Annotated in this window: 14 protein-coding genes; 9 read left to right on the plus strand and 5 right to left on the minus strand. The window is 67.3% G+C overall.

What is annotated here, in order from left to right; translation table 11 throughout:
- Positions 1 to 35: 35 nt before the first annotated feature.
- Entirely contained in the window at positions 36 to 1037 is a 1002-nt protein-coding gene (locus tag AC3WUF_RS15980; RefSeq protein ID WP_492427384.1) for an AraC family transcriptional regulator, read from the minus strand.
- A 520-nt stretch (positions 1038 to 1557) separates the two neighbouring features.
- On the opposite strand from AC3WUF_RS15980, the gene AC3WUF_RS15985 reads away from it, so the two are divergent.
- The 7 genes from AC3WUF_RS15985 (at position 1558) to AC3WUF_RS16015 (ending at position 19753) form a co-directional block, all read left to right on the plus strand.
- On the plus strand, positions 1558 to 3426 hold the full coding sequence (locus tag AC3WUF_RS15985; RefSeq protein ID WP_492427386.1) for a hypothetical protein: 1869 nt from the start codon (positions 1558 to 1560) through the stop codon (positions 3424 to 3426).
- Positions 3423 to 6179 (plus strand): hypothetical protein, encoded by a 2757-nt coding sequence (locus AC3WUF_RS15990; RefSeq protein ID WP_492427388.1) that lies wholly within the window; start codon positions 3423 to 3425, stop codon positions 6177 to 6179. Before AC3WUF_RS15985 ends, AC3WUF_RS15990 begins: the two co-directional genes overlap by 4 nt.
- The gene (locus AC3WUF_RS15995; protein ID WP_492427390.1) at positions 6176 to 9106 is read left to right on the plus strand and encodes a hypothetical protein; all 2931 of its coding nucleotides are present in this window, start codon (positions 6176 to 6178) and stop codon (positions 9104 to 9106) included. The genes AC3WUF_RS15990 and AC3WUF_RS15995 overlap by 4 nt, the downstream gene beginning before the upstream one ends.
- A 104-nt stretch (positions 9107 to 9210) precedes the next feature.
- Positions 9211 to 11604, plus strand: coding sequence for a neutral/alkaline non-lysosomal ceramidase N-terminal domain-containing protein (locus AC3WUF_RS16000; protein ID WP_492427392.1), 2394 nt, complete (start codon positions 9211 to 9213; stop codon positions 11602 to 11604).
- Positions 11601 to 13976 carry a GH92 family glycosyl hydrolase gene (locus AC3WUF_RS16005; protein ID WP_492427394.1) on the plus strand — a complete coding sequence of 792 codons (2376 nt, stop codon included), beginning with the start codon at positions 11601 to 11603 and terminating at the stop codon, positions 13974 to 13976. The genes AC3WUF_RS16000 and AC3WUF_RS16005 overlap by 4 nt, the downstream gene beginning before the upstream one ends.
- The gene (locus tag AC3WUF_RS16010; protein WP_492427396.1) at positions 13973 to 16285 is read left to right on the plus strand and encodes an alpha-galactosidase; all 2313 of its coding nucleotides are present in this window, start codon (positions 13973 to 13975) and stop codon (positions 16283 to 16285) included. Before AC3WUF_RS16005 ends, AC3WUF_RS16010 begins: the two co-directional genes overlap by 4 nt.
- A gap of 438 nt (positions 16286 to 16723) precedes the next feature.
- Positions 16724 to 19753: a choice-of-anchor U domain-containing protein gene (locus AC3WUF_RS16015; RefSeq protein ID WP_492427398.1), complete on the plus strand. Its 3030-nt coding sequence runs from the start codon at positions 16724 to 16726 to the stop codon at positions 19751 to 19753.
- 59 nt (positions 19754 to 19812) lie between these two features.
- Here AC3WUF_RS16015 and ahr read toward each other — a convergent pair whose 3' ends face one another.
- Both ahr and AC3WUF_RS16025 read right to left on the minus strand, forming a co-directional pair.
- Positions 19813 to 20838, minus strand: coding sequence for an NADPH-dependent aldehyde reductase Ahr (ahr, locus tag AC3WUF_RS16020; RefSeq protein ID WP_492428413.1), 1026 nt, complete (start codon positions 20836 to 20838; stop codon positions 19813 to 19815).
- The gene (locus AC3WUF_RS16025; protein WP_492427400.1) at positions 20835 to 21320 is read right to left on the minus strand and encodes a hypothetical protein; all 486 of its coding nucleotides are present in this window, start codon (positions 21318 to 21320) and stop codon (positions 20835 to 20837) included. Before AC3WUF_RS16025 ends, ahr begins: the two co-directional genes overlap by 4 nt.
- 74 nt (positions 21321 to 21394) lie before the next feature.
- On the opposite strand from AC3WUF_RS16025, the gene AC3WUF_RS16030 reads away from it, so the two are divergent.
- Positions 21395 to 22150, plus strand: a complete 756-nt coding sequence (locus tag AC3WUF_RS16030) for a YdcF family protein (RefSeq protein WP_492427402.1) — start codon at positions 21395 to 21397, stop codon at positions 22148 to 22150.
- A 72-nt stretch (positions 22151 to 22222) separates the two neighbouring features.
- Here the strand turns inward: AC3WUF_RS16030 and AC3WUF_RS16035 are convergent, their stop codons facing one another.
- Complete coding sequence (locus AC3WUF_RS16035) at positions 22223 to 23152, minus strand: hypothetical protein (RefSeq protein ID WP_492427404.1); 930 nt, start codon at positions 23150 to 23152, stop codon at positions 22223 to 22225.
- A gap of 123 nt (positions 23153 to 23275) precedes the next feature.
- Entirely contained in the window at positions 23276 to 24625 is a 1350-nt protein-coding gene (gene rsmB, locus AC3WUF_RS16040; RefSeq protein ID WP_492427406.1) for a 16S rRNA (cytosine(967)-C(5))-methyltransferase RsmB, read from the minus strand.
- Between the two features lie 147 nt (positions 24626 to 24772).
- On the opposite strand from rsmB, the gene AC3WUF_RS16045 reads away from it, so the two are divergent.
- Complete coding sequence (locus AC3WUF_RS16045; protein WP_492427408.1) at positions 24773 to 26632, plus strand: CocE/NonD family hydrolase; 1860 nt, start codon at positions 24773 to 24775, stop codon at positions 26630 to 26632.
- Positions 26633 to 26652 lie beyond the last annotated feature (20 nt).

Genomic DNA, 26652 nt, shown 5'->3' on the forward strand with positions numbered 1-26652 from the left:
GGATGTTGCACCGCAAGATCGCTTCGGCCGGACGGTTAATGTGACCCTGCATGGTCCTTGCGCCAGCTGCCCGGCGAATGGCCGGTCCAGCGCCGGAAGGCGTTGTGGAAAGTACTTTGCTCGGTATACCCGAGCAGGAAGGCGATCTGGGTCAGCGAGATGCCGACGTCGCGCAACAGGGTTTCCGCGGCATGCAGCCGCACTTCGTCGAGCACCGACTGGAACGAGCGGTCGAGGTCGCCGAGGCGGCGCTGCAGCGTGCGCGACGACAGCTGCAGCACGTCGGCGGCGGCCTCGAGCGAGACGCGGCCATTGGCCAGATTGCGCGCCAGCACGCCCTTGAGTTCGGTCAGCAACGGCGGCTCGCCGGACAATGTGCGCAGCAGCGATTGCGCGCGCGCCTCGACCTGCTGGCGCAGGTCGTCGTCGGCGCTGGCGACCGGCAGGTCCAAGTAACTGGCGGGAAACATCATCGCGCTGCAGGGGCGGTTGAAGCGCAGCTCGCCGCCGAAGATGCGTTGATAGGCCGTCAGGTCGGCCGGCTGCTCGAAGTGAAAGTCGGCGTCGTAGCGCAGGTCCGGACGGTCGCTGAGCCAGCGCATGAACATCGCGCGCGCGCCGAGCATGAACTGGGCGACCGACGGCGAAGCCGGCGTCGAATGCGGCCAGATCCACTCCAGGTGCGCCTGCGCGCCGTTGAGCGTCAGCTTGGGCTGGCCGATCTGGCCGAGCAGGCGGATGTAACGCACCAGCTGCTGGGCCACTTCGCCGAGCGTCGCGCAGTTCATCAGCACATGGCCGAGCACGCCCAGGTGGCGCACATGCAGCGACGCACCGGCCTTCAGCGGCAGGTCCGTTTCACCGGTGTGGTCGATCGCGCGGTCGAACATGCAAATCCACTCGGTCAGCGAGATCTCCTCGTGGCCGCGCGTGGCCTCGAGCTGCTGAACGCGCTCCGCCGGATACAGCGCCATCGGGTCGACGCCACGTCCGCGCAGGTAGTCGATCAGACCACGGGCGTATAGAGCGGCGATCACGCCGGGCGGTTTCTGGGGGGATGGGGCGACAGGCACAGTGGCGTGATTTCGCAATCAATAGGCGGGTTTCGTCAAGACCCCGGGCTCGCCAGCGGCCCAGAATGCAGCTGCAATGCGGAAAAGCCGACCCGCATTGCCGGACCCCGGCGGACAGTCCAGCCGATTTTCCGCAGGGTCTGCACATTAAACGTCGGCGGGCGAGAACCGGTCAGATCCAAACGACGGCCGGTGATGGTGCGAACGGAAGGAGTGGGCGCAGGCCGCGCAATGTACAGCGCCGGTCGCGACTCAACCCCGTGTGAGGAGTTGTTGCAGCGGTTCCCCCCGCAACGCGCATGGATGCGCTGTCGATCGGTTGCGGCCCGGTTTTGGGCCTGACTTTCGACAGTGGCGTCGCGCCCGGCCTATGGCCGCGGATGCGCGTTGGCGGCGTGCATGGGACACGCAACAGGCGACCGAACACAGGCTTTCCGGCACCGGACTCAGGGTCTTGGTGGTGCGGTCGCTGTGGAGTGAGTCGATGCGGATACAACTGTCGGTACTGGTGCTGAGCCTGGCGCTCGCGGCTTGCGGGCAAAGTTCGGCGGTGACGACCGGCCCCGGCCCCAGCGCGACGCCCAATCCAACCGCCGGCCCGACCGAACCGCCTAACGCCGCCGATGCCTGCAGCGCCGAGGACTGGTGCGCGGGCGCCGCGAAGGTTGTCGTCACGCCGACCCAGGAAGAGATCGACGGCGTCATCGAAGAGCGTCTCTACATCGGCTCCAAGACCCAGCAGTTCAACCTCGGCGGCTTCGGCATCAACCCGATCCAGAACCTGCCCAGCCCCTTCGCCGATTTCGGCAGCAGCCTGACCCAGCCGGCGCAGGAGCCGGTCTACGTGTCGGCGCGCTACCGGGAAACCGAGAACACCTATGTGCGCGTGACCGCGCTGTCGCAGGGCGAGACGCGCATCGTGTTCGTCTCCCTCGACGCGATCGGTGCCGGCAACCTGATCCAGGACGGACTGCGTACCGCGATCGTCGATGCCAGCTGCGCGCTCGACTGGTGCGTCGATCGCGAGCACATCCTGTTCGGCCAGACCCACAGTCATGCCGGCGCCGACCTGCAGGGTCTGTGGGGCGGTGTGCCGATCCAGTGGATCCAGGATCAGCTCTATGCGGGTGCCGCGCGTGCGGTGACCGAGGCGATCACCTATCGCCAGCGCGCCAACGCGACGATCGCCAGCGGCGAGACCAACGACTTCAACAACTATCGTCGCCCGCGCGTGACGGTCGATGCCGATGCGGATGCGCACATGGCGCTGCTGCGTTTCGAGAACGCCCGCACGCGCAAGCCGATCTCGCAGATCCTCCAGTACGCCGCGCATCCGACCAGCATCGACGAAGACCCGCGTGTCCCGCACGCCGACTACATCTACGGCGCGATGGGACGGCTCGAGCGCGAAGGCGGCATCGGCATGTACTACAACGGCCCGATTGCCGACGCGTCCGGCGCCGGTGGCGGCTGTACCTTCGAAGAACCGAATCCCTACGACAGCGTGCGCTGCCGCGGCGAAGCGATCGCCAACTTCGCGCTGGCGCAGAACGCCCGGCCGCTGCCGCCGGTGCTGGAGATCCGCAGCGTCAACGTCACGCTGCCGGTGACCAATCCGCTGTTCCTCGCGGTGGCGCCGGTCGGCGCCTTCAACCGCTACTACAACTTCACGCCGGAGCAGCTCACCGGCATTCCGGTGCTCGGCGACATCCTCGGCAACGTGCAGACCGAGATCGGCCAGGTGCCGACCGTCGCGCAGTCGCTGGTGACGCGCGTGTCGCTCGGCGGCGCCGGCGGCCTCGAGATCGCGACGATTCCGGGCGAATCCACCAACACCTTCGGCAACTTCATCCGCCAGGTTTCGGAAGCCGCGAATCCGGGCGCGACGACGATGCTGTTCGGGCTGACGCAGAACAGCTTCGGCTACATCATTCCCGAAGAGGAATTCAGCTACATCGACGCGTCCGGCAATACCGGTCTGCTGATTCCGTTCACCGGCTATGAGGAATTCGTTTCGCTCGGACCTCTGACCGCGCCGCTGCTGCGCATCCAGGCCTATATCCCGCTGTTCGACGCCGATCCGCTGACCTATCTGCCGGACTACCTGCGGGCCTGCGCCGCGCCGGGCATCTCCAGCACCGACTGCCTGATTGCCGACATCGCGCGCAATCTCGAGTACGTGCAGACCTCGTTCGCCAACAACTGCCTGGAAGCCGGCGCGCCGCAGGTGTTCTGCCAGCTGCTCGATCCGCAGACGCCGCTCGAAGGGCTGTGCCGCTCGCTGGGCCAGCTGCCGGAAGAATTCTGCGATCTGCTCGGCGATGCAGAGCCGGCGCAAGGAGCGGTGCCTTGAAACTGCGCGCGCCGATGACGCTGGCGCTCAGCGTGCTGCTGGCCGCCTGCAATTCGAACAGCGATGGCGGCGACGTCGATCCGACGCCGACACCGACATCGACTCCGACAGCCACTGCGACGCCGACGCTGCCCGGCAGCACACCGACCGCGGGCGCTACGGCAACCCCGACGGCGCAAGCCACCGCGACGCCGACCACGGGCGGCACCCCGATTCCCGGTACGACGCCAACGCCGTCCGCCAATCCGACCGGCACGCCAACGGCGACACCGAGCGGCGGCGCAACGGCGACACCAACCCCAACCCCGATGCCGACGGGCACCGCAAGCCCCACCGCGACGGCGACGCCCACCGGCAATCCGTCGGCGACCCCGACCGCGACCGCTACGCCGACTGCGACCCCAACCCCAACCGCGACCCCGATCCCGCCCGATGTCGGCCGCGGCGAAGGCGTGCTCGGCGCGCTCGCCGATCTGGGCGCGGACAGCCACGAGCTGATCGACGCCGTGTTGCGCGGCGATGTCGAAGCCGGCGCCAGCGCCCTGCAGAACGCGCTGACGAACTTTGCCGCGAACATCGCGCAACTCGCCGAGGCGCGCGATCCGCAGACCCTGCTCGGTCTGAGCCAGGGTCTGCCGGAAGTCCTGCTGCAGGCCGTATCGGCCAATCGCAACGCCGAGGCCGTCGTCCTGCAGGGCGCGCAGATCACCGCATGGTCGGTGCCGGCGGCCGCGGGCATTCCGCATCTGTATCCGTCGGGCGCGATGCTGGAGCAGTGCCCGTCGCCGCTCGACGAGGTCTGCAATCCGATCATCGAGCTGCTGCGTACGCTGGTCCCCGGCGGCCACGCGATCCGCGACGCGCACAACGGTCAGCTGATCTACCCGCTTGCCGGCGTGGGCGCTTCCGGCGTGCCGGTCAACCAGATCGCCGCCTATGCCTGGCGCAACAACGCCTGGGTCGAGATTCCGTTGCAGGTCGACGAGCGCATGCCGTACTTCCTCGCCAACGGCAACAGCACGTTCTCGATCTACTCCGGCACCGACGCCGAGACGACTTACGTCTGGGACGTCGAGTCCTGGGGCAAGACTCAGGGCCGTTGCAGCACGGAATACGACGGCAACAATAGCGACGACGGTGCCAACGAAGGCGTCGCCGCGCCGGTGGCCGATCCGGTTGCAGGCCTCGACGCCGACGATGAAGTCGTCTTCATGGCGGCCGATGCGGGGGGTATCGCGCCCTCCGGCAGCCGCCCGGCCGGCACCCGCGCCGGCAGCGGACAGCAGGTCAATCTCATCGATCCGCTGTCACCGGCCACGCTGCGCACCGTCTACCTGTTCCGCAAGAACAGCGCGCCGGCGTTTAGCGGCCAGCACTACGTGCGCTACACGCGCATGAGCAATGCCGATCAGTGGATCGATCGCAATGTGTTTGCCGACAGCGACGACGAGAAGCTCGGCACCAGTAACACCAACTACGGCGCCAACCTCACCGGCACGATCTGCGTCGACAGCCTCGAACAGTATTTCGGCAACGATGCCGCGTGCACCGCCAACGAAGGCGAGCAGGGCGGCTACACCTGCCCATCGACGGATCGCTTCCCGCGCGACGGCCTGACCGTGACGACCGCCAATTACCGCTGGCAGGCGAGCGGCCGCTGGATGGTGCGCGATCTGCGCATCCGTGCGCCGAACGCCGTCGTGCCGAGCCTCGCTGCGAACGAGCCGTACTGGAACACGCGGCCCGACCTGATCGACCGCTGGAAAGGCCGCGCCTTCCAGCAGTCGCCGGACTCGCTGATCTCGCTGGTCGGCTTCGAGGACGAGCAGGTCAACTGGGAAGGCAACGCGAGCCTGCTCGGCGAACGCTGCGGCCCGGTGCGCTGCATCCGCGAAACCTGGGGCGCGGACTCCGGCACCAACGTCACGAAGACCGAGACCTTCTATCGCGACGCCATCAGCTATCGCTACCGGCTGCGCGTGCATCCGATTCCGCCGGATGGTCTCTACACGTCCTGGGACTACAACCGCTCGGCGATGGTGCCGACCGCCAGCGAAGCCGCCGCCGGCGTCGAGCGCGGCCGCTACTACACGATCCTGCGTCCGCAGGGCGTGCCGATCGACGGCATCAACGACGATCTCGGCAACGTCGACGGCTTCGCGCCGCTGTTCGGCTTCTGCCCGTCGTCGGACGGCATCTCGCCGCCGAATGCCGACGGCCGCTGCCCGGCTTTCGTCGACGTGCCGGATCCGACCTTCAATCTGCCGCTGGCCTTCGACAACTGGGAACAGGTGTCGGGCAAGGGCAACAGCGGCGCGCTGGTCTACACCTTCCTGATCCGCGGCGCGACGTCGCTGCTCAATCCTCTGGTCGTGCCGTACTACCGCGACGACGCCTGCCTCGACGACGGCACCGGCGACGATCCGGTGCGGCGGCCATATCCGGGTGACAACTCCGCCGATGCGCGGGTGCGCAATGCCTACGTCGCGCGCGCGCGTGCGGCCACCGGCAACAACAATCTGCAGTACGCCGACCTGAGCTGCGCACAGAGGCAGGGCGCCTACGCTGCCCACGGCGTGCACTTCTTCGTCACGCACGACACCGACAACGCCCTGACGCCGCTGACGCTGACCGAAGTCGACGGCGAGCAGTGGCAGTTCATCGTGCCGGCCGCGCGGCCGCGCAATCTGGCCGAGCCGTACGCCAACGTCGCGCGCTTCCCGCTCCAGGCTCTGGTGGTGCCCGCGCCATGATCAGAATCGCATCGCTGTCGAGCAGGATTCTCTGGACCGTCGCGCTCGCCGCAACGCTGGCGGCCTGCGGCTCGTCATCGCCGGTCGACGGCGGCGGTGGAGGCGGCGGTGTTGGCCCGACGCCCGCGCCGACGGCAGGCCCGGTGCCGGGCAAGGTGCGCGCCGGTGTCGGCGTCGTCGACATGACGCCGGACGTCGGCTACTGCGCCGGCCAGTACTGCGACTACGCGACCGACACGATCGGCGGCCTGATCAATGGCGAGTTCGATCCGTTCCTGACCCACAAGCTCAAGCACGCGAGCATCGGCGTGCAGTCGCGCCTGACGGCGCGCGCGATCGTCGTCGAAGGCGGCGACGGCAAGCGCATCGCGCTGCTCAAGACCGACAACTATCTGGCGCAGGACATGCTGCTGCGCCGCGTCGGCCAGTTGCTCGACGGCGGCGACTCCGGCATCGGCTACGACCAGATCCTCTATCACGTCACGCACAACCACAGCTCGTCCTATTCGTCGACGCTCGCCGCCGGCCTGTTCCTGTTCCAGGACGTCTACGACGCACGCTTCTTCGAGAACCAGGCGCGCAAGATGGCGGCGGCAATCGAAACCGCGGCGGCGAACCTCAAGCCGGCGCGCATGGGCGCGACGCAAATCCAGCATCGCGTCTACAAGGGCAATGTCGTGCGCACCGCGACGGCGATCGACGGCACGCCGGCCGGTTATCCGACCGAGTTCGGCGATCACGGCCTCGTCGTCATGCGCTTCGACGACATCAGCAATCCGGCGCAGCCGCGGCCGCTCGCGGTCTGGGTCAACTGGGGCGAGCATCCGGAAAGCCTCGATGCCTACAACTATCACAGCGCCGACTACCTTGGCCCGCTCGAACGTTACGTCGAGCAAGACCTTGGCGCGCCGCTGGTGTTCAGCCAAGGCGACGTCGGTAGTTCCGAGAACACCGGCGACGCGCGCGAGCTGCTCGATGACGACGCACGCATCTGCGGCGAATGGCCCGGCGACGCCGAAGCGCCGACCCGCGACGACTGCCCGCAGGGCGAAGGCACGCTGCGCGACTGGAACCACAAGGGCTATGTGCAGACCGAGCGCAACGTGCGCTTCCTCGCCGACGGCATCCTCGAGGCCTGGAACGCGATCGGTGCCGGCAATGCGCGCGTGCCGCTGTCGGATGCATTCACCGTCGACTACCGCAACGCCTGGGTGCCGGGTCCGCTGTCGCACCCGTTGCCGACGGTGTCGAACTGCAGCACCGAGCTGACGTTCGGCGGCGATGTCGGCGTGCCGGTGCTCGGCCTGCCGGACTGCTCGCGCAACGGCATCCCCGGCGAGAACCCGCTGACCGGCATCACCGCGCAGATCTACGCGACGCTGAAGGCCGAGGGCATTCCGGTGCCGGATCACTACTCCGCGCCGAGCGTCGGTGTCGTCGAGGAGAACCTGCGTCTGCGGCTGCAGGCCTTCCGGCTCGGCGATGTGCTGCTGGCGTCCTGCGCCTGCGAGGCGCAGGTCGATCTGATCCTCAATCTTGAATCGCGTCTCAACGACAGCGCCGGCGACATCTACGCCGGATTCGACTGGGCCTGCCTGCTGCCGGACTACGCCGGCGATCCGGCCTACGCCCAGGCCTGTGCGATCCAGAAGGCCTACTTCGATCCGGCCGATCCGGAAAACAATCCGGACGTGATCCCGGGCGACAATTTCGAGCCGGAGGCCATCGCGCACATGCGCGCGCAGGTGCACAACGACGCACGCGGCTGGGACGCACCGGCGAACGCGCTGACCGCGGAATCCGAATCGCCGGACATCGCGACGCTGTACGGCAACTTCACGCGCGAGGAGATCCAGGATCTCGGCACGCCGGGCTACAGGCTCGCGGTCGGTGTCGGCCATGCCGGCGACTACAACGGTTACACGCTGTCGTATCGCGAGTACATGAGCCGCGACAGCTACCGCAAGGCGCTGACCGCCTACGGCCCGCACACCGCCGACTACATGGCGACGCGCCTGGTCCGCATGGCCGCCGCGCTGCAGGGCGGACCGGAGCTGGAGCCGGAGCCGCTCGACCTGCTCGCGACCGTCGACGAAGTGCGCCAGCAGGTACTGGCGACGACGGTCGGCACTCTCAGCGGCGCGGCCTACGACACCTGGCAGGCGGCGATGCCCAACGACGCCGGCACGCCGGAACCGATCGACCAGCCGGCGAGCATCACCCGCTTCAGCGCCGCGAACTTCCGCTGGCGCGGCGGCTCGACCGCGGTCGACAACCCGCGTGTGCGCATCGAGACCGAGACTGCAGCGGCGCAGTGGCAGGCGGTGGCCGGCCAGACCGGCGAAGTGGCCGTGCAGGTCGACTTCCCGGACGGCGTGCCGGGCGTGCTGCGCACCTACGCCGGCCTGCAGGAATGGTTCTGGACCGCGAGCTTCGAGGCGTACACCGCATTTCCGCAGCGTCTCGGCAGCACCGCGCCGGGCCGCTATCGCTTCTGCGTCGACGGCGCGTCGCGGCAGAACATGAGCACGACGCCCTATGCGTTCTGCTCGGAGCCGTTCGAGGTGAAGCCGTGGGACGGCATCGCGATCGCGGACGCGCAGCTTGCCAACGGCCGCGTCAGTTTCTCGGTGCCGGCGGTCGAGTACCCGCGCAGTTATGCGGGCGGACTGAAGTTCGTCGCCGACAACGACAATCCGCGCATCTGCGACACCTGCTCGTTCCGGCCGTGGGCGCGTAGCGGTGTGTTCGAGCGCGCCGAAGTCAGCGTGCAGGGCGCGGACGGTTTGGATGTTGGGGAGTCGGCACCGGCGAGCTGCGATGCACAGCACCGGTGTAGCGCCGCCGTGTCACTGGCGGCAGGGGAACAGGTGGTGATCCGGGTGTTCGACCAGGACGGCAACAGCGGCACCACTGTGTTGCGGTAGGGGCAGGCCCGCGGACTCGTCGGGGGGCGAGTTCGCGGGCCCTGCTTTTTGAGACAGCGGTTTTACCAGCGTGGGGACGTTGAGTGAACGCAGGGGAGAAGAAGGTGAGGGGACCTGTGCGCAGCCTGGCCGCGATGCTGCTGGCGGCGCTGCTGCTGGTCGCCTGCGGCGATTCGCAGCCACTTGATGGCAGCGGACCGACGCCGACAGCGGTGCCCGGAGGCGGACTGCGCGCGGGTGTCGCGAAGGGATTGCTGCGGGTGCCGGTCGGCGTGCCGCTGGGCGGTTATCTGCGGCCGCCGGTGGGCGGCGAATATCTGGAAGAACTGCAGCAGTTCGCCGAGGCCGACTTTGCGCCGTTCTTCGGCGAGTTCCTGAACTTCCTGCCGGCGCAGGCCGACGACGGCACGCCGCTCTTCGCGATTCCGGAAGAGCTGCGCGTGCTGCACTCGCCGTACGCCAAGCTGTCGCCGCCGTCGCGCGGCTATTACGACTCGCTCAACGTCAAGGCCGTCGCGCTGAAGAACGGCAGCCAGTATCTGGTGCTGGTCAAGGCCGATCTGATCGCTATGCTCGACGAACTCGTGCAGGGTGTCGCCGACGAAGTGCAGATGCGCACCGGCATCGATCTGCACGACAGCCTGATCATGTCCGGCACGCATACGCATGATGGGCCCGGCGCGGTCGCCAATCATTCGACGCGCTATTTCTGGCTGGCGACCGACATCTACCAGCCGGCGGTGTACGCCGCGCTGGTCGACAGCATCGCCGATGTCGTTGAACAGGCCGTGCGCGAAGAGGCGATGGTGCCGGCGCGTTTCGGCTACGGCTCTGCGCAGGAAGGCTACGAGAATCCGCTTGAAGGGCCGAAGAAGCTCAACTCCTTCCGCCGCGACCGGCTGCCGAGCTACGACCTCGACGCCAACAACGCGCTGCGCGAACGCATCGGCGTGTTGCGCATCGACCATGCCGACGGCGAACCGCTCGCGGTCGTCATGAACTACGCCGCGCACGGCATCGCCTTCGACGTCGAGAACCAGTACTTCTCCGGCGACGTGCTTGGCGGCGCCGAACGTGCGGTCGAGCAGAGCTTCGACACGCCGGTGCTGGCGATGCTGGTACAGGCGGCCGGCGGCGATGTCAGCCCACGCGCCGACGGCGGCCCGACCTTGCAGCGCATCGAGCGCTTCGGCGCGCTGCTCGCGCCGCAGGTGCGCGCGATCTATGACGGCATCGACAATTTCGACAGTGCGCCGGTGCTGCGAATGGTGACGCAGCGCGTCGTCCTCAACCGCGAATCGCTCGGTTACGAGGGCAGCGAGTACCCGTATCCCTGGGGTGCCGCGCAATGCAACGCCTTGCCGTTGCCGCTGTGCCTGCCGGCGCCGCCGCCGGATCCCTGGGACCTGCTCGACAACGGCGTTGCCGAGAACGGCGCGTTCGTGCCGCAGGACACGCGCATCTCGGTCGCGCGCATCGGCGACGCGCATCTGCTGATCCAGCCCGGCGAGCCGCTGACCGAATACGGCGTGCGACTGCTGGCGCGGGCGCAGGAACAGGGCTTCGCTGCGAAGGACACCTTCATCTGGGGCTACTCGCAGGATCACGTCGGCTACATCCTCGCGCCCGAAGAAGACGACTGGGCAATGGGCGGCACCGAAGGCACGACGACGTTCTGGGGCTGGAAGCTCGGCGCGCGGTTGCTCGATGCGACGAGCGAGCTGCTCAAGGTCGTCGATGGTCCCGATCTGCCGCCGCCGAACGAGTTCGAGATCCAGTACAGCAATCTGCTCAACGTCGCGCTGCCCACTCTTGCACTGCCGGCACTGAACGCCGGCGCCGCGGTGATCGAGCCGCAGGAGATCGAGCGCTTCGAGACCGCACGCTTCGCCTGGCAGGGCGGCGATCCGCTTGTCGATCTGCCGCAAGCCACGCTGCTGCGCTGCGACGAATCCGGCGAAGCCTGCGAGCCGATGAAGCGCCGCAACGGCGAGATCATCGACAGCTATTTCGAGATGCACCTCGGCTACCGTCTGATCAATGCGCAGCACCTGTGGCAGATCGATTTCGAGGCGCCGGTCGACTGGCCGCTGGGCCGTTATCGCATCGAAGTGCAGGGCCAGGCGCAGGACGCCTACAGCCTGCGCTCGCAGGCCTTCGCGGTGACGCCGTCGCCGTATGTCTACATCTCCGCGCCGCAGCGTGTCGGCGATCGCGTCGAGGTGACGCTGTCGTATCCGCCGAGCTCGGACAAGTACCGGCTGATCGACGTCGATGTCCGCTCCGAGCAGCAGGCGCCGGTGCGCGCCGGCAGTGTGACGCTGAAGATCGGTGCTGCAAGCGCCACTGCGTCGACGCCGCGCATCGAAGTGCGCGACGAGCAACTCGTCGCGGTCTACAGCGCAACGATCGCCGGCGATGTGTCGACGCTGACGGCCGAGGCCGTCGATGCACACGGCAACACGGGTCGCTGGAAGATGCCGGTGGGTTCGCCATGACGCGCGCCAGTCTCGGGACCGCACTGTTCGCCGTTGCGCTGCTCGCCGGCTGCGGCGGTTCGGCAACGCCGGACGGCGGCCCGCAAGCCACGAATGGTCCCACGCAACCCGACAACATTCCCGGCTCGATCAGCGATCCAGCACCGCCGTCCGCCGGCCTGACGCGCTATGTCGATCCCTTCGTCGGCACGTTCCCACCCGGCTTTGTGAATCCCGGCCCCTATGCGCCGTTCGGCATGGTGCATGTCGGGCCGGATACCGAAGGGCCGCTGAACTACGGCGGCTACTCAGTGCAGAACCTGCTGGTCACCGGCTTCTCGCAGGTGCACATGTCGGCCGGCGTCTACAAGGGTGGCCAGTTTCCGCTGCTGCCGTTCACCGGCGCGCTGATGCCGGGCGATCTGTCGCAGCTCGGCTGGCCGAGCAACGTGCCGGCCTACGCGTCGCCGATGCTGCCGATCCTGCAGACCGCCGAGCCGGGCTACTACGCGGTCGACCTGTTGCGCTATGGCGTCAAGGCCGAGCTGACGGCGACAACGCGCGCGGCGCTGCATCGCTACACCTACACGGTTGGCGCACCGCGCGTGCTGCTCGACGTCTCGCGCGAACTCGGTGGCTACCGGCCGGCGACGGCGCAGCGCGATGCCGACGGACTGCTCAGCGGCTTCATCGAAACCGGCGACGACTACAGGCTCTACTTCGCGGCGCGGCTCGATGCGCCGTATGTCGCGTCGACGGCGGACGGCAGCGTGCTCGAGGACGGCGTTGCCGTCAGCGGCGAGGAGCTGAAACTGCTGCTCGACTTTCCGGATGGCCTGTCGGCGCCGCTGCAGTTGAAGATCGGCATCTCCTATGTTGACGTCGAAGGTGCGCGGCGCAATCTCGATGCCGAGATTCCCGGCTGGGATTTCGACGCCGTGCGCACCGCGACGCGCGAAGCCTGGGAAGGCGAACTCGCGCGCGTGCTGGTCGAAGGCGGCAGTGAGACCGAGCGCCGGTCGTTCTACACCGCGCTGATGCGCGTGCAGCAGTTCCCGAATCTGCACAGCGATGTCGACGGCCGCTATCGCGGACCGGACGGCCAGGTGCACAGCGATACGCGTCCGCACTACAGCCAGTATTCGCTGTGGGACAGCTATCGCGGCCAGAACCAGCTGCTCGCCGAGCTGCAGCCGATTCGCTACCGCGACATGCTGCGCTCGCTGCTCGCCTTCCATCAGCAGGCCGGTGCGCTGCCGCGTTGGCAGCAGGGGCCGCGCGATGCGAGCCACATGTCTGGCGATCCGGTGATTCCGTTCATCGGCGAGGGCTGGTGCCGCGGCCTGCTCAACGCCAGCGAACGCGATGCACTGTTCGACGCGATGCAGTCGCTCGAAGCCGGGCGTCGCGAACGCATTGCGCTCGGCTACATCCCGGTCGACCGGCCGGGATCGATCTTCGAAGAGATCGCCGGCGGTTCCGGCGTGGCTGGCACGACGCTCGAGTACGGCATTGCCGATTTCGCGTTGGCGATGATGGCCGACAGTATCGGCAACAGCGGAGAAGCGAGCCGCCTGACGCAGCAGTCGCTGAACTACCGCAACCTGCAGGACCCCGCCAGCGGCTTCATCCGCCCGCGCCACGACGACGGCAGCTGGCTGACGCCGTTCCTGCCGGAGCTGAACTACGGCTTCCAGGAAGGCACGTCCTGGCAGTACTCCTGGCTGACGATGCACGACTACGCCGGCCTCGTCGCCGGCATGGGCGGCAACGCCGATGTCGAACGCCGCCTCGATCAGTTCTTCGCGCTGCCGCTGAATCTGGTGCCGGCGGTCTGGCCGCTCGTGCAGGGCCAGCTCAGCGTGTTCGGCACGCTGTACTACGGCAACCAGTACGCGCCCGGCAACGAACACGATCTGCAGGCGCCGTACGTCTACAACTACATCGGCGCGCCGTGGAAGGCGCAGCTTATCGCGCGCAATGCCGCGCGCATCTACGCACCGACGCCGCTGGGCCTGCCCGGCAACGACGATCTCGGCGCGCTGTCCGGTTGGCTGACCTGGACGATGATGGGCCTGTATCCGATGAATCCGGGCACGCCGCTCGCCGTCGTCGGCTCGCCGGTGTTCTCGAAGGTCACGCTGCAACGGCCGCGCGCGCCACTGGTCATCGAGGCGCCGGGCGCAGGGCCGCTGAACAGTTTCGTCGACGGCCTGAGCGTCAATGGCGCAGAACTGCCGCAGCCCTGGCTGATCCTGCCGCGCGAAGCCGCGACGATCACACTGCACACGAGCGCACTGCCGAGCGCGAGCTGGGGCGCGGACGCGCCGCCGCCGTCGATCAGCAGCGCCGCGCCCGCAGCTTTCGGTTGCGACGCCGGGAGTACGCGATGACGACGAGGACTCGCTGGCTCGTGCCTGCGCTGCTGAGCGTGCTCGCCGGCTGCGGCAGCAGCGAAGCCCCTTCGGCCGGCGTGCCGACACCGATGCCCTCGGCAATCCCCGGCACTGGCGGCGGCGTCGAGCTGCGCATCGACGATGAACGCATCGTGCTCGGCAACGGCTTGATCGAGCGCAGCTGGACGCACTCGCCGCTGGTGCGTACCGAATCGCTGAAGGATCTGCGCACCGGCAAGATCTGGGCAATCGACGATGCGGATTTCTCGTTGAGCGTGCTCGGTCTGCCACTGGCCGCCGACAACTACAACCTCAGCACGGCCGGCATGCAGAGCGAGACGACCGCGAGCGGCAGTGTGCGCCTGACGATGTCGCTCGCCCCGAACCTGCTCGGCGCGAATCTGCCGCCGAACACGCTGGTGACGCGTACCTTCGAGATGTATCCCGGCATCGCCGGCATGCGCATCGAGACGCGCCTCGAAACCATCGTGCCGCTGGTCATTACGGGCTACGCGCTGGATCAGGCGCAGCCCGAAGGCGATGGCCTGACGGCCGACCTGCATGCCTTTCGCGCCGGCGCCGACTGGCGCGAACCGGAATGGGCCGGGCCGCCGCTGGTCGTCGGCGACGCGCAGCTCGGCACTTGGCGCAAGACCACGTCCGGCACTGATGTGACCGAGACTGCGGAATGGCTGTCGCTGCGCGACAGCGACAACCGCCGGTTGTTCTACGTGCTTGAACGCAACGATCTGCCGTCGTCGACGATGAGCTTCTCCGGTGGCCGCGCCCGCGCCGGCGTCGATCTGGCGCGCGACATCATCTACCTCGGCCCGCTTGAAGAGCAGCTGCACATCGGCAACCCGCTCGGCGGCGGTGTTGGCCGCACGCGCATCGTGCTGCCGGGCCAGCCGCTGCAGCTCGAGTCGGTCTTCACCGGCGTCGGCGTCGATGGCGACGACGAAGCCTGGCAGCACTACAAGTACCTGTCGCTGCGCATGCCGAAGTATCCGCGCGCGGTCGTGTTCAACTCCAACGGTGTTGACGACAACGTCATCTCGACCGGCGCCAAGGACGACATGGACTTCGCGACCTTCCTGGTCCAGCTTGAGACCGCGAAGCAGATCGGCATCGAAACCTTCGTCTTCGACGACGGCTGGCAGGCGCGCTCCGGCGACTGGTGCCCGGACGCCGACGTGCCGGACGAGCGTTGCACCGAGCCGCGCCGCGGCAGCGATCCGAAGTTCGCGCCGCGCTTCCCGGATGCGGAGTTCAAGGCGGTGCGCGAAAAGCTTGAGCCGGCCGGCATGCGGCTTGGCCTGTGGATGTCGCCGCTGCATTTCCACCCGACCTCTCTGGCCTTCCGCGAGAATCCGGAGTGGATATGCCTGCCGCTCAGCGCGGCGCTGCTGCTCGCCAACCAGGCGCAGCCCTACGACAGTTCCAGCGAAGCCGGCATCGTGCAGTGGAATCCGGAGGCAGTCGCGCTGGACGGTAGAAAGGCGATCGATCACATCGAGGAGCGCATCCGCATCGCGATCGAGCAGTGGGGCGTGCGCTACTTCAAGTTCGACTTCACCGCCTGGCTCGACTGCGTCGGCATCAACACCGTCGATCTGTATGGCTACCGCGAGTCGTTCATGCGCATGCTCGACCGCGTGCTGGCCGATCATCCGGACGTGACGATCCAGATGGACGAGACCAACGACTACCGGCTGTTCCCGTTCGAGGCGCTGGTGCGCGGGCCCACCTGGTACCAGAACGGCTCGCCGGCGCCGAATGAATCCCTGCACGCCAACTGGGTGCTGACGCCCTGGGTGCCGCCGCACGCGCTCGGCCGCGCCGCGCTGCGCACGGGCGATCTCGACAAGTACTCGGTCGACTACCAGATGAGCGTCGCGCTGCTGTCGCACATCAGTTTCTTCAACGACCTGCGCGACGTGCCGGCAGCGATCGTGCCGCGCATCCGCGTCTGGACCGACTACTACAAGGCGCATCGCCCGGACCTCGCGACGTTCACCTATCCACTGACCGACGAAGACCCGTACAGCGGCGACAACTGGGCGGCATTCCAGACCTGGAATCCGGAACAGGGCCGTGGTGCGCTGTTCGTCTACCGGCAGGACACGAGCGAAGCCCAGCGCAGGATCCGCCTGCGCAATGTGCCGGCCGGCAACTACCGCCTGCTGGAGGCGCCGGACGAAACCAGGGTGCTGACGTATAGCGCCGAACAGTTGCGCGCAGGCATTGAAGTGAACATCCCCGCAATCAACAGCGCGCGCGTGCTGCGGATCGAGCGGATGCAGTAAGGCGGGTTCTGTCCCACTCGCACGACCGTCGGGGGGCGGTCTGCGGGCTTAGGAAGCGCGGCGATGTCGCGCTTCCATTTTTTTGCGCATCGCACGACCGGGCGCCGCCGCGGATCGGTTCGCTTTGGAGCGAGCCGGGCGGCGCCTGTCCGCGAAAATAAATCTTGCGTCACAAAAGTTGACAGTTTGTTACATGTAACTGTCTGATTTATAAGAATAACAGCAAGCAGATTGCGCCAAAAATCGCCGCGACTGATCCCCCAGCTAGGGGATATCTACCCAATAACACTCCTGTCACAGTCGCGCCGCAAAGCGGTCTGCGCGCGGGGAAGTTGAGTAAAAAAAGCGCGGTCCGCACATCAATCGAGGGGCTGAGGGCCGGTTTCGGTCACGGTTCCATCGCAATCGTCGAAATAACCGGTGGGGCCGGCGTTCATCATGAAATACCAAGCCACGTACAAGACCGTGGGCGTTGCCGCGAAGGTAGTCGCCACCTCGCTGCTGACGCTCGCGCTGCATGCCTGTTCGGGCGCCGAAGGCGCGGGCAGCATCACGGTAGACGAGAAGGTTGATCTCGGTGCCTGCACCAGCGGCATGACCATTACCACGGTCAACCCGGCCACGGCGCTGACGACCTGCACGATACCGAGCGGACTGACCTCGATCACGGTCACGGCTTGCGGTGCGGAAGGCGGTGACGTCAATACGGATGACCAGGGCGGCAACGGCGCCAGCGTTTCTCGCGCCATCATGGTCCAGGCCGGCGATGTGCTTGGCTTCGCCATCGGTGGCAGAGGCGCCGACCGCAATGGAAGAACTGGCGGTGCCGGCGGAATCAATGGCGGCGGCTCGGGCGGTACAGATCAGCGCAATGGCAACAATCGCGTCGGCGGTGCCGGCGGCGGTGGCTGGACCGGCGTATTCCTCAATCCGGCGAACTTCGGCAGCCTGAGTGCCGCAGCCGGTGCCAGCTCGCGCCAGATCATCGCGGCGGGCGGCGGCGGTGCATCCAACGGCGACGATGGCGCGGCGGCGGGTGCCGATGGTGGTAACGACAACGACGACGCCCAGGCTGGCGGCAACGGCTCTGGTGGCTCCGGCGGCAATAGCAACAACGGCGATGGATCGAATGGCGGCAGCGGACAAGGCGGTGCAGGCGCAACCACCGACGAGAGCAGTGGCGGCGGCGGTGGCGGCGGCGGTCGCTACGGCGGCGGCGGCGGTCAGGCCAGCGGTCCTGGTGCCGGCGGCAGCAGCGTAGGCGCCGCGTTCATCGGTTCACCGACGACGAGCGACTGCGGCAACAGCGGCAACGGCAAGATCACCTTGTCGACCTTCACCCTGCCGACGGCGACGCCGACCGCCACGGCAACACCGACACCGACACCGACACCGACACCGACTGTGGCGCCGACGGCGACTCCGACGGCGACTCCGGCCGTGACGCCGTGCCCGAATGGCGGCACTCCGCCGAGCTGCATCTCGATCGTGGTTCCGACGCAGTGCCCGAACGGCGGCCTTCCGCCGACCTGCATCGTGATCGTGATCCCGACCCCGACCCCGACCCCGACGGCCACACCGACTCAGGATCCTTGCCTGGTCGCCAAGGCAGGCGGCGGCAAGATTGCTGTGCAGTGCCCGACGGCAACGCCGACGCCGACGATGGTTCCGACCGCGACGCCGACTCCGACCGTGGAACCGACCGCGACGCCGACTCCGACCGTGGAACCGACCGCGACGCCGACTCCGACTGTGGAGCCGACGGCCACACCGACCCCGACCGCGGAACCGACAGCGACGCCGACGCCGACGCCGACGATCGAGCCGACGGCCACGCCGACGCCGACCCCGACGCAGGATCCTTGCCTCGCGCTCAAGGGTGGTCTTGGCAAGCTGTCGTGCCCCAGTGCGTCGCCATCGCCGACTGCAACGCCGACGCAGGATCCCTGCTTGGTGACGAAGGGCGGCTCCGGCAAGCTGTTGATATGCCCGCCGTCGCCAACCCCGTCGCCGACTTCGACCGCGACGGCCACGCCGACCGCGCTGCCGACTTCCGCCCCGACGACGGTTCCGACCACGGTACCGACGGCCACTCCGGTGGCGACACCGACGCCGACCGTGGTTCCGACTGCTGGCCCGACCGCCACCCCGACGCCGGTTGCAACGGCGACGCCGACCGGCACGCCAACGGCAAGTCCGACCGCCTCGCCGACGCCGACGCCTGACAGCGATGTCGACGACGACGGCGTGATGCGCTCGGTCGAGTCGCAGGTGCCGAATCCCGAGGGCAGTGGCAAGGGCGATGGCAACGGCGACGGCACGCCCGACGCCAACCAGACGTTCGTGACCTCGCTGAAAACCTTCGACGAAGACAGCTACTTCACGGTCGTCAGCGTTGGCGAGCGTCAGCTCAGCGTCGTCACCGCGGTCGATGTGCCGGCAGATTTCCCGGCCAACACGATTGCGCCGTTCTCGGGCGTCAGTTTCACCGCGCTTGGCGTGACGCCGGGTACGGTCGAAACCTTCGAACTGCACATGCCGTTCGATCCCGAGATCAACGGCCTGCTCAAGAAGAACCGCCTGACCGGCGAGTGGGACAACGTGGCGGTTGCGCTCAACAACGTCGGCACCAAGAAGACGATCGTCACCTTTGCGCTCGAAGACGGCGGCCCGTACGACGTCGATGGTGTTGCCAACGGTGTCATCGTCGATCCTTCGCTGCCGGCGATCATGAAGCCGAAGACGGTCAGCGGCAGCGGCGGCGGTGCCTTCGGTGCGCTGATGATCGGCCTGCTGGCCGGTCTGGCGGCTCTGCGCCGGCGTCTGCCGGTCGCGAGCGCCCTGTGCGTCTTCGCGCTGGTCGGTGTGACGATGGCCTGGACCGCGCCGTTGCTCGCCGCGGAATCGCGCTCGCCCTGGACGGTCGTCTTCAGTTCGGGCGGCACGATCAGCGACATCAACTCACGCGGCGATCTGCAGCGTGTGCTGGAGCCCGCCGGCGGCGATCTGCAGGTGACGGAGTGGGACAAGCACCCGAAGCAGTACAGCCTGCGTGTCGGTTACGACCTGACGCCGAACTTCGGTATCGAAGTCGGCGCCGAGGATTTGGGCGACTACGATTTCGCGTTCACCGCGATCGATCCGGACGAGGCGCGTCTTCAGCAGTTGATCGAAGATGAGTATCCGTCGGTGGGCTTCGGTGCCACCGTCGCGGCGACGGCGCAGGTCGAGCTCAGCAACTGGATGCTCAAGGTACGCGGCGGTTACTTCGCCGGTCTGTCGAACGACGTCGACTACACGATCGACGGCGAGAGCTTCAGCATTGATGCCAAGGACAATTCCTGGCTGTTCGGCGCGTCGGCGCAGTACGGCCTGGACCAGCACCTCAGCATCGGCCTCGACTACCAGCTGTTCGATCTCAACGCCAACGTGCAGACGCTGGGCATCATCCTGACCTATCGCATCTGAGCGAAGGCGGCTTCGTTGCAAGGCCCACGAACGCAGGTTCGTGGGCCTTTTCTTTGGCGTCAGGCATCGAGCACGATGCGATAGCGCGCCTTGCCGCTGCGCAGGTGATCGAGCGCCGCGTTGACCTCGCGCATCGGGAAGTGCTCGACCTGCGGTGCGATCTTGTGGCGCGCGCAGAACTCCAGCATCGTCGCAATCGTCGTCGGCCGGCCGAGCGGAGAGCCCGACACGCTGCGCTGGTTGCCGACCAGCTGCATGCCCGACAGGCCGAGCGGCTCGGCGACCATGCCGACGAAATGCAGGCGGCCGCGCGGCGCCAGCGTGCGCAGATACGCCGCCCATTCGAGATTGACGTTGACCGTGACGAGCACGAAGTCGAGCTTGCCGACCAGCGCCTTGAGCGCTGCCTTGTCGGTGCTCGACACCGCCTTGTGCGCGCCGAGCGAGAGCGCTTCGGCATGCTTGGCCCCGTTCGACGTGAACGCCGTGACCTCGCAGCCCCATTTGTTGAGGTACTGGATCGCCATGTGGCCGAGGCCGCCGATGCCGACGACGCCGACCCGATCGGTCGGCTTGACGCCGAACTCGACGATCGGGCTGAACACCGTGATGCCGCCGCAGAACAGCGGTCCCGCGGCCTTGTGATCGATGGTCGCGGGCAGCTTCACCGCCCAGGCCCAATGACTGCGGACGCGATCGGCGAAGCCGCCGTGGCGGCCGATGATGGTCTGCTCGCCGGTCGGGCAGAAATGCAGATCGCCGGCACGGCAGTTGCCGCAGTGCATGCAGCTGGCGCTGAACCAGCCGATGCCGACGCGATCGCCGACGTTCAGTCCTTTGACCTGGTCGCCGCGCGCGACGATGGTGCCGACCACTTCATGGCCCGGCACCAGCGGAAACTTCGTGCGCTGCCATTCGTTGTCCAGCATCGACAGGTCGGAATGGCAGACGCCGCAATGCTCGACGTGAACCTCGATGTCTTCGGCCTGCAGCACGCCCGGATCGTATTCAAACGGTTTGAGTGCGGCACCGGCCTCGGTGGCCGCCCAGGCCTTGATGTTCATTGCGAATCTCCGGCTGCTTATGATTTTCTGCCGGTCTGCTCCTCGCTGGCGATGCCCGTGATCAGCGCGCAGAACTCCTCGTCCTCGCCGCGCAGCAACTCGGGCAGCGCCGCACGGAAGTCCTCGCGCCGGCACCATTCGCGCATGTAGTCCTCCCAGGACTTCCACAGGCGTTGCGTCTTGCGCGACATTTCGTCCTCGTAAACCAGCAGGTACGCGCGCTCGAACAGCGACACCAGTATGCCGAACAGCGCATCGCGCCGCTCCTGCTGCTCTTCGTTCAGCGGCAGCGCGCGGCTCTCGCGACGCAGGAGGTGCAGATCGGCGTGATCGAGCACCAGCCGCAGAAAATCCATGTAGTCGTCGGACAGGCGCTGATGGATTTCCTCTTCCTCGTTGTGGCGCTCCTTGCGCTGCTCGTGGACGAATACGTAGATCGCCCCGGGCAGACCGATGACGGTCACCACATAGCTGAAGAACTCGGACCATTCGAGCACGCTCATGCGGGCAGGCTATGTCGCCTTCATGAACCTGTGAGGACATTGCTAGGCGCGGCGGCGTTGCGGACAATCCATCGGTGAGCCTGCTCAAGTTATTGACTCTGCTGCTGATGCCGCCCGGCATCGCGATCGGCGCCGGCCTGCTGGCGGTGTTGCTGTGGCGTCGGCGCCGGCGGTTTGCGCTCGGCCTGGCGTTCGCCGGGCTGGGCTGGCTGTGGTTGTGGGCCACCCCGTTCGCCGCGGACAGGATCACCCTCGCGCTCGAATCGCGTTATCTGCTGATGGCGCCGCCGAACGCGCCGACCGCGGACGCGATCCTGCTGCTGGGCGGCGATCCGCGCGGCCTGCGGCCCGAGTGCGAGACCGAGCTTGCGCGCTGCAGCCGCACCGCCTTTGCCGCCGCGCTCTACGCGGCGCAACGTGCGCCGCTGCTGCTGGTCAGCGGCGGCCGCATCGACGAGCACGGCCAGACGGAAGCGGCGCGGATGCGCGAACAGCTGATCGGGCTGGGCGTGCCCGATTCGGCGATCCTCGTCGAAGACACCGCGCGCAACACGCGCGAGAACATCGGCGCGGCCGCGCCGATGCTGAGCGCACAAGGCGTCAAGCGCGTACTGCTGGTGACTTCGGCCTTGCACATGCCGCGGGCGATGACCAATGCCGCTGCGTTGAACCTGGACGTGATCGCGGCCCCCAGCGATTTCGATCAGGCGCTCGGTCAATCGCGCGGTCTGCGTGCGCTGCTGCCGCAACGGGCGGCGTTGCTACGCAGTCAGAGCGCGATCAAGGAATACCTCGGCCTTGCGCATCAAGGCCTGTTTGGCAGCGCATAGGCTTTGCGGGACCCCAAAAAGCAAAGGGCGGAAGACTCGAGTCTCCCGCCCTTGCGGCCCCTGCCCCAATGATCAGTCGCCGAACAGCTTGCCGAGCGCCTTGTCGAGCACCTTGTCGACCGCGCGGTCGGTCGTTTCATCGACCTTCTGATCGGTCTTGTTCTCGACGCGATCCGCCTGGCGCTGGGTCTTCTGGCCGAACAGATCGCTGAGCGGATTGGAACCGCCCGAGCTTGCCGAGCCGCCGGCATCCGCGCTGGCGTCGAGGTTGGCCGAAGCGCCCGCGGACGCGGAACCGCCAGTGACCCCGCCCAGCAGGTCGGAGAGATTCGGCATCTGCTGCGGCTGCGCCGGCAGTGCGAAGCGCGACGATGCCGGCTCACCGCCGAAAGAGGCGACGCGGAAATCCGAGCCGTAACGCAGCACGCCCTGCTTGCTGCCGTCGATCTCGGCGTACATCTTCGCGGTGCCTTCAGGCTCCGGCACGCCGGCGGACTTCGCCATCTGGCGGCCCATCGTGGTCAGCGCCTTGGTCAGTTCGCGCGCCCGCGCATCCTTGCTGAGCACCAGGCTTTCGGTGCGCTGCTGGCCTTCGTCGTCGACGAACGTCAGGTTGTAGACGCTGCCGGAAATGCCGGCGACGGTCTCGCTGGCGCCGGTCTTGTCGAGGCTGATGAAGCGCGCAACTTCATTGCCCGCGGTCGCGCCCTGGCTGCTGTTCTGCTTGGCGAGGCCGCCGAGCATCTTCATCGTGCTGGCGAGATCGATGACCATCGTCTGGCCGTCGTTGACGACGACGCTGTAGGCCTTGTTGTCGCGCACCAGCAGATAGCCGTTCTGCTGCTCGCTGCTGTCGACGCGCAGCGAACCCTTGCCGTCGTACTCGATCGTCGACGGATAGCTTTTACCGTCGCTGGTGGTTTCCAGCGTGGCGGTGCCGCCGGCCCACAGCGAAGTGGACGTCGCCAGCAGGAGGGAAATGACGCCGAGTTTGAGTTTCATGATCTGCTCCATCGGGGTGGGCGCATCGAGGCTGCGCCCGGAACTGCCGGAAAAGAAGGCGCTTTATCCAACAAAGCGCCGGTTTTGTCTGAGACCTCGGTCAAGATTTCGCGGCGAGCAGGCTCAGCGCTTGCTCAGAACGGAGTAATAGAAGCCGTCGAACGCGCCGCCGGGTGCGATGCGACGGCCGTACTGCGTCGCCTGCCCCCAATCCGCATCGATCGGCAGAACCTGGGCGTTGGGCCGCATCGCCGCGAATTTCTCGATCACGGCATCGCCCTCGGCGCGCAGGATCGAGCAGGTCGCATAGACCATGCGCCCGCCGCTCGCGAGCAGCGGCCACAGCGACTGCAGCAGGCCCAGCTGCTTGTCCTGCAAGGCGAGGATGTCGCTTTCGCGGCGCAGCCACTTGATGTCCGGATGACGGCGGATCACGCCGGTGCCGGAGCAGGGTGCATCGAGCAGGATGCGATCGAAGATGCGCTGCTTGGACCAGCGTTCCGGCTTGTTGGCATCGCCGGCAATCAGCATGGCCTCCAGCTTGAGACGGCGCAGGTTTTCGTCGACCCGGATCAGGCGGCCGCCGTCGTTGTCGACCGCGGTGACCCTGACGTCGGCCGATTCGAGCATATGCGCTGTCTTGCCGCCGGGCGCCGCGCAGGCATCGAGCACGCTCAGACCCGGTTGCAGATCGAGCAGGCGCGCGGCGAGCTGCGCCGAGGCGTCCTGTACCGAAACCTGACCGCTATTGAAGCCGGGAATCCGGTCGACGCCACGCGCGCTGGCCAGCGTCACGGCTTCGCTGGCGTAAGGATTGGCCTCGGCGTCGATTTGCATCTCGCCGAGGCGCTTGAGGTATTCGTCGCGCGTGATGCGGCGGCGGTTGGTGCGCAGCGTCAGCGGTCCTTGCTGGTTGTTGGCATCGAGCACGGCCTGCCAGTCATCCGGCCAGTCGCGCTGCAGCGTGTCGACCAGCCAGAACGGGTGCGCGTAGCGGACGACCGGATCGTCCGGCAGCTGGGCTTCGAGCTCCACCGACTCGCGATCGTAGCGGCGCAGCACCGCGTTGACGAAGCCCTGCGCTTCCGGCCGCTTCAGCGCGGCGGCGGCTTCGACGGTTTCATGGGTCGCGGCATGCGCCGGCGTCTTCAGCGTGCGCAGCTGGAACAGGCCGACGAGGATCAGCGTGGCGATTTCGTCGTCGGGATCGAGCGGCCGCTCCATCAGCATCTTCGACAACGCCTGCAGCGTGCTCAGCTCGCGCAGTACGCCGTAGCTGAGCAGGCGCGCCAGGGCACCGTCGGCTGCAAGGTTGAGGTTGGCGGCCGGCAGCAGCGCATCGTCGAGGCTGCGGCCACGCAGGACCTGACGGACGGCGCGGGCGGCGATGGCGCGGACATTGCGATCGGCACGGTCGCCGCCGCGGTCGCTGCTGCGGGGCTTGGCGCCCCAGGGGGAATTGGTGGTGCTCATGCGGGCGGCATGATCGCAGGCGCAGCGGCAATGCGATAGGTGCGCAGGCATCCACAAAGCGCCCGATTCCATGGCAGCATGCCGCTCCGGGACGATCAGGTGCCAATCTCGAGCACCGCAGGATCCAGTGCAGTGGAGCGAGGACCCATGAATTCAAACTTCGGCAAATGGCTGCTGGCGGCGTTTGTGGCGGTCGGTGTTGCTGCCTGCGGCAGCAGCGATGAAGCGGGCGAGGCGACAGGCGGCGGCTCATCCGCCAGCGACGCCAAGTGGGTCACCTACGAGCGCGCCGACGACTATCCGGGCACGGCAAAGCTCGGCGGCCAGAAGATCGTCATGCGCGACGGCGTCGAGCTGTCGGCGACGGTGACGCTGCCGGCCGATGCCGACGGCAACGCGGTGACAACGCCGCTGCCGGTGATCCTGACCCAGACCGGCTACAACAAGAGCATTCCGGCGATCCCCGCCGCCAACGCCTTCCTCGTGCGCCACGGCTACGTGCATGTCAGCGTCGATGTGCGGGGCACCGGCATGTCGGGCGGCGAGTGGGAAGCCTTCGGCGAAGAGGAGCAGGCCGACTACGAAGAAGTCATGGAATGGGCCGCGACCCAGCCGTGGAGCAACGGCACGGTCGGTACCTGGGGCGCGTCGTTCATGGCGATCACCCAGCTGTTCACCGCCGCGCACCAGCATCCGGCGCACAAAGCCGTCTTCGCGATCGTGCCGATGGCGGATGCCTACCGCGACATCGTCTGGTCCGGTGGCCAGCTCAATGCCGGCTTCATTCCGCTGTGGATGGGCCTGGTGACCGCGCTCGGCGCGATTCCGGCCGAGTTCGACACGGCGGCGCCGGCGGTCATCCTCGAGCACCTGCTCAGCGCGGTGACGAACTTCCAGGTGCCGGTGATCGCGCAGTCGGCGATCGGCGTCGGCGGTTACAACTACGACACCGAGTTCTGGCGCACGCGATCGCCGATCGAAGTGGCGGATCGCATCCGCATCCCGACCTTCATCGTCGGCGGCCTCAACGACATCTTCCAGCGCGGCGAGCCGCTGCTGTACGAGGCGCTGCGCGGCCACACCACCGCCAAGCTGCTGCTCGGCCCCTGGCAGCACATCGGCGGCTCCATGGGTCAGGGTCTGCCGCGCGACGGCGTGCCGGATCTCGATCACATCGCGCTGATGTGGTTCGATCAGTACCTGAAGGGCATGAACGCCGGTGCGACGAAAGTGCCGAACGTCACCCAATACCTGTACGGCGAAGAGCGTTACGTCACGACGACGAACTGGCCGCATCCGCAGGCGCGCGCAGAGCGCCTTTACCTGCGCGCCGACAAGTCGCTGAGCCGCGAACTGCCAGCTGCCGGCGAAGGCAGCAGCACGGTGCTGCAGCAGCCGCTCAACGGCATCTGCTCGACGAGCACCTCGCAGTGGACCGCCGGCCTGCTCGGCGCGGTGCCACTGCCGTGCTTCGACGAGAACAATCTCAACGAGAACCCCCTGCTTGAGGTCGGCTTCACAACGCCGGCGATGGAGCAGGATTACTACGTCAACGGGCCGATCCAGGCCGATATATGGATCTCGACGACGGCCGCCGACGCCGGCCTGCTGGTGCGCGTCACCGACGTCAGCCCGGATGGCGGCTCGCGCGAAATCACCAACGGCATCCTCACCGCCTCGCTGCGCCAGCTCGACACCAGCCGCTCGCGTTATCTGAACGGCGAGATGATCCAGCCCTGGCATCCGTACACCGAGGCCTCGCGCGAGGCGGTTGGCAGCGGGACGCCGGTGCTGTTGCCGATCGAGGTATTCCCGTCGAGCTTCGTCATCAAGCAGGGCCACCGCCTGCGCGTCACCGTCGGTGCCAGCGACTTCCCGCATGGGCTGCCGCCACTCGCCGATCTGGCCGACCAGCTGGTCGGTGTGCTGACGATCTACAGCGATGCAGAGCGGCCTTCGAGCGTGGTGTTGCCGGTCGTGCCGCTGTCGGCGCTGCCGCCGGCGTAATTACCAATCCGCGCCAGAAC

The sequence above is a fragment of the Fontimonas sp. FW305-C-3 genome (assembly GCF_058783185.1).

What these genes read in the sequence shown, in the direction of transcription:
- AC3WUF_RS16005 (WP_492427394.1), top strand. Translation starts at nt 11,601, where the DNA reads ATGACGCGCGCCAGTCTCGGGACCGCACTGTTCGCCGTTGCGCTGCTC.
- rsmB (WP_492427406.1), bottom strand. Translation starts at nt 24,625, where the DNA reads ATGAGCACCACCAATTCCCCCTGGGGCGCCAAGCCCCGCAGCAGCGAC.
- AC3WUF_RS15995 (WP_492427390.1), top strand. Translation starts at nt 6,176, where the DNA reads ATGATCAGAATCGCATCGCTGTCGAGCAGGATTCTCTGGACCGTCGCG.
- AC3WUF_RS16010 (WP_492427396.1), top strand. Translation starts at nt 13,973, where the DNA reads ATGACGACGAGGACTCGCTGGCTCGTGCCTGCGCTGCTGAGCGTGCTC.
- AC3WUF_RS16015 (WP_492427398.1), top strand. Translation starts at nt 16,724, where the DNA reads ATGAAATACCAAGCCACGTACAAGACCGTGGGCGTTGCCGCGAAGGTA.
- AC3WUF_RS16045 (WP_492427408.1), top strand. Translation starts at nt 24,773, where the DNA reads ATGAATTCAAACTTCGGCAAATGGCTGCTGGCGGCGTTTGTGGCGGTC.
- AC3WUF_RS16025 (WP_492427400.1), bottom strand. Translation starts at nt 21,320, where the DNA reads ATGAGCGTGCTCGAATGGTCCGAGTTCTTCAGCTATGTGGTGACCGTC.
- AC3WUF_RS16035 (WP_492427404.1), bottom strand. Translation starts at nt 23,152, where the DNA reads ATGAAACTCAAACTCGGCGTCATTTCCCTCCTGCTGGCGACGTCCACT.
- AC3WUF_RS15985 (WP_492427386.1), top strand. Translation starts at nt 1,558, where the DNA reads ATGCGGATACAACTGTCGGTACTGGTGCTGAGCCTGGCGCTCGCGGCT.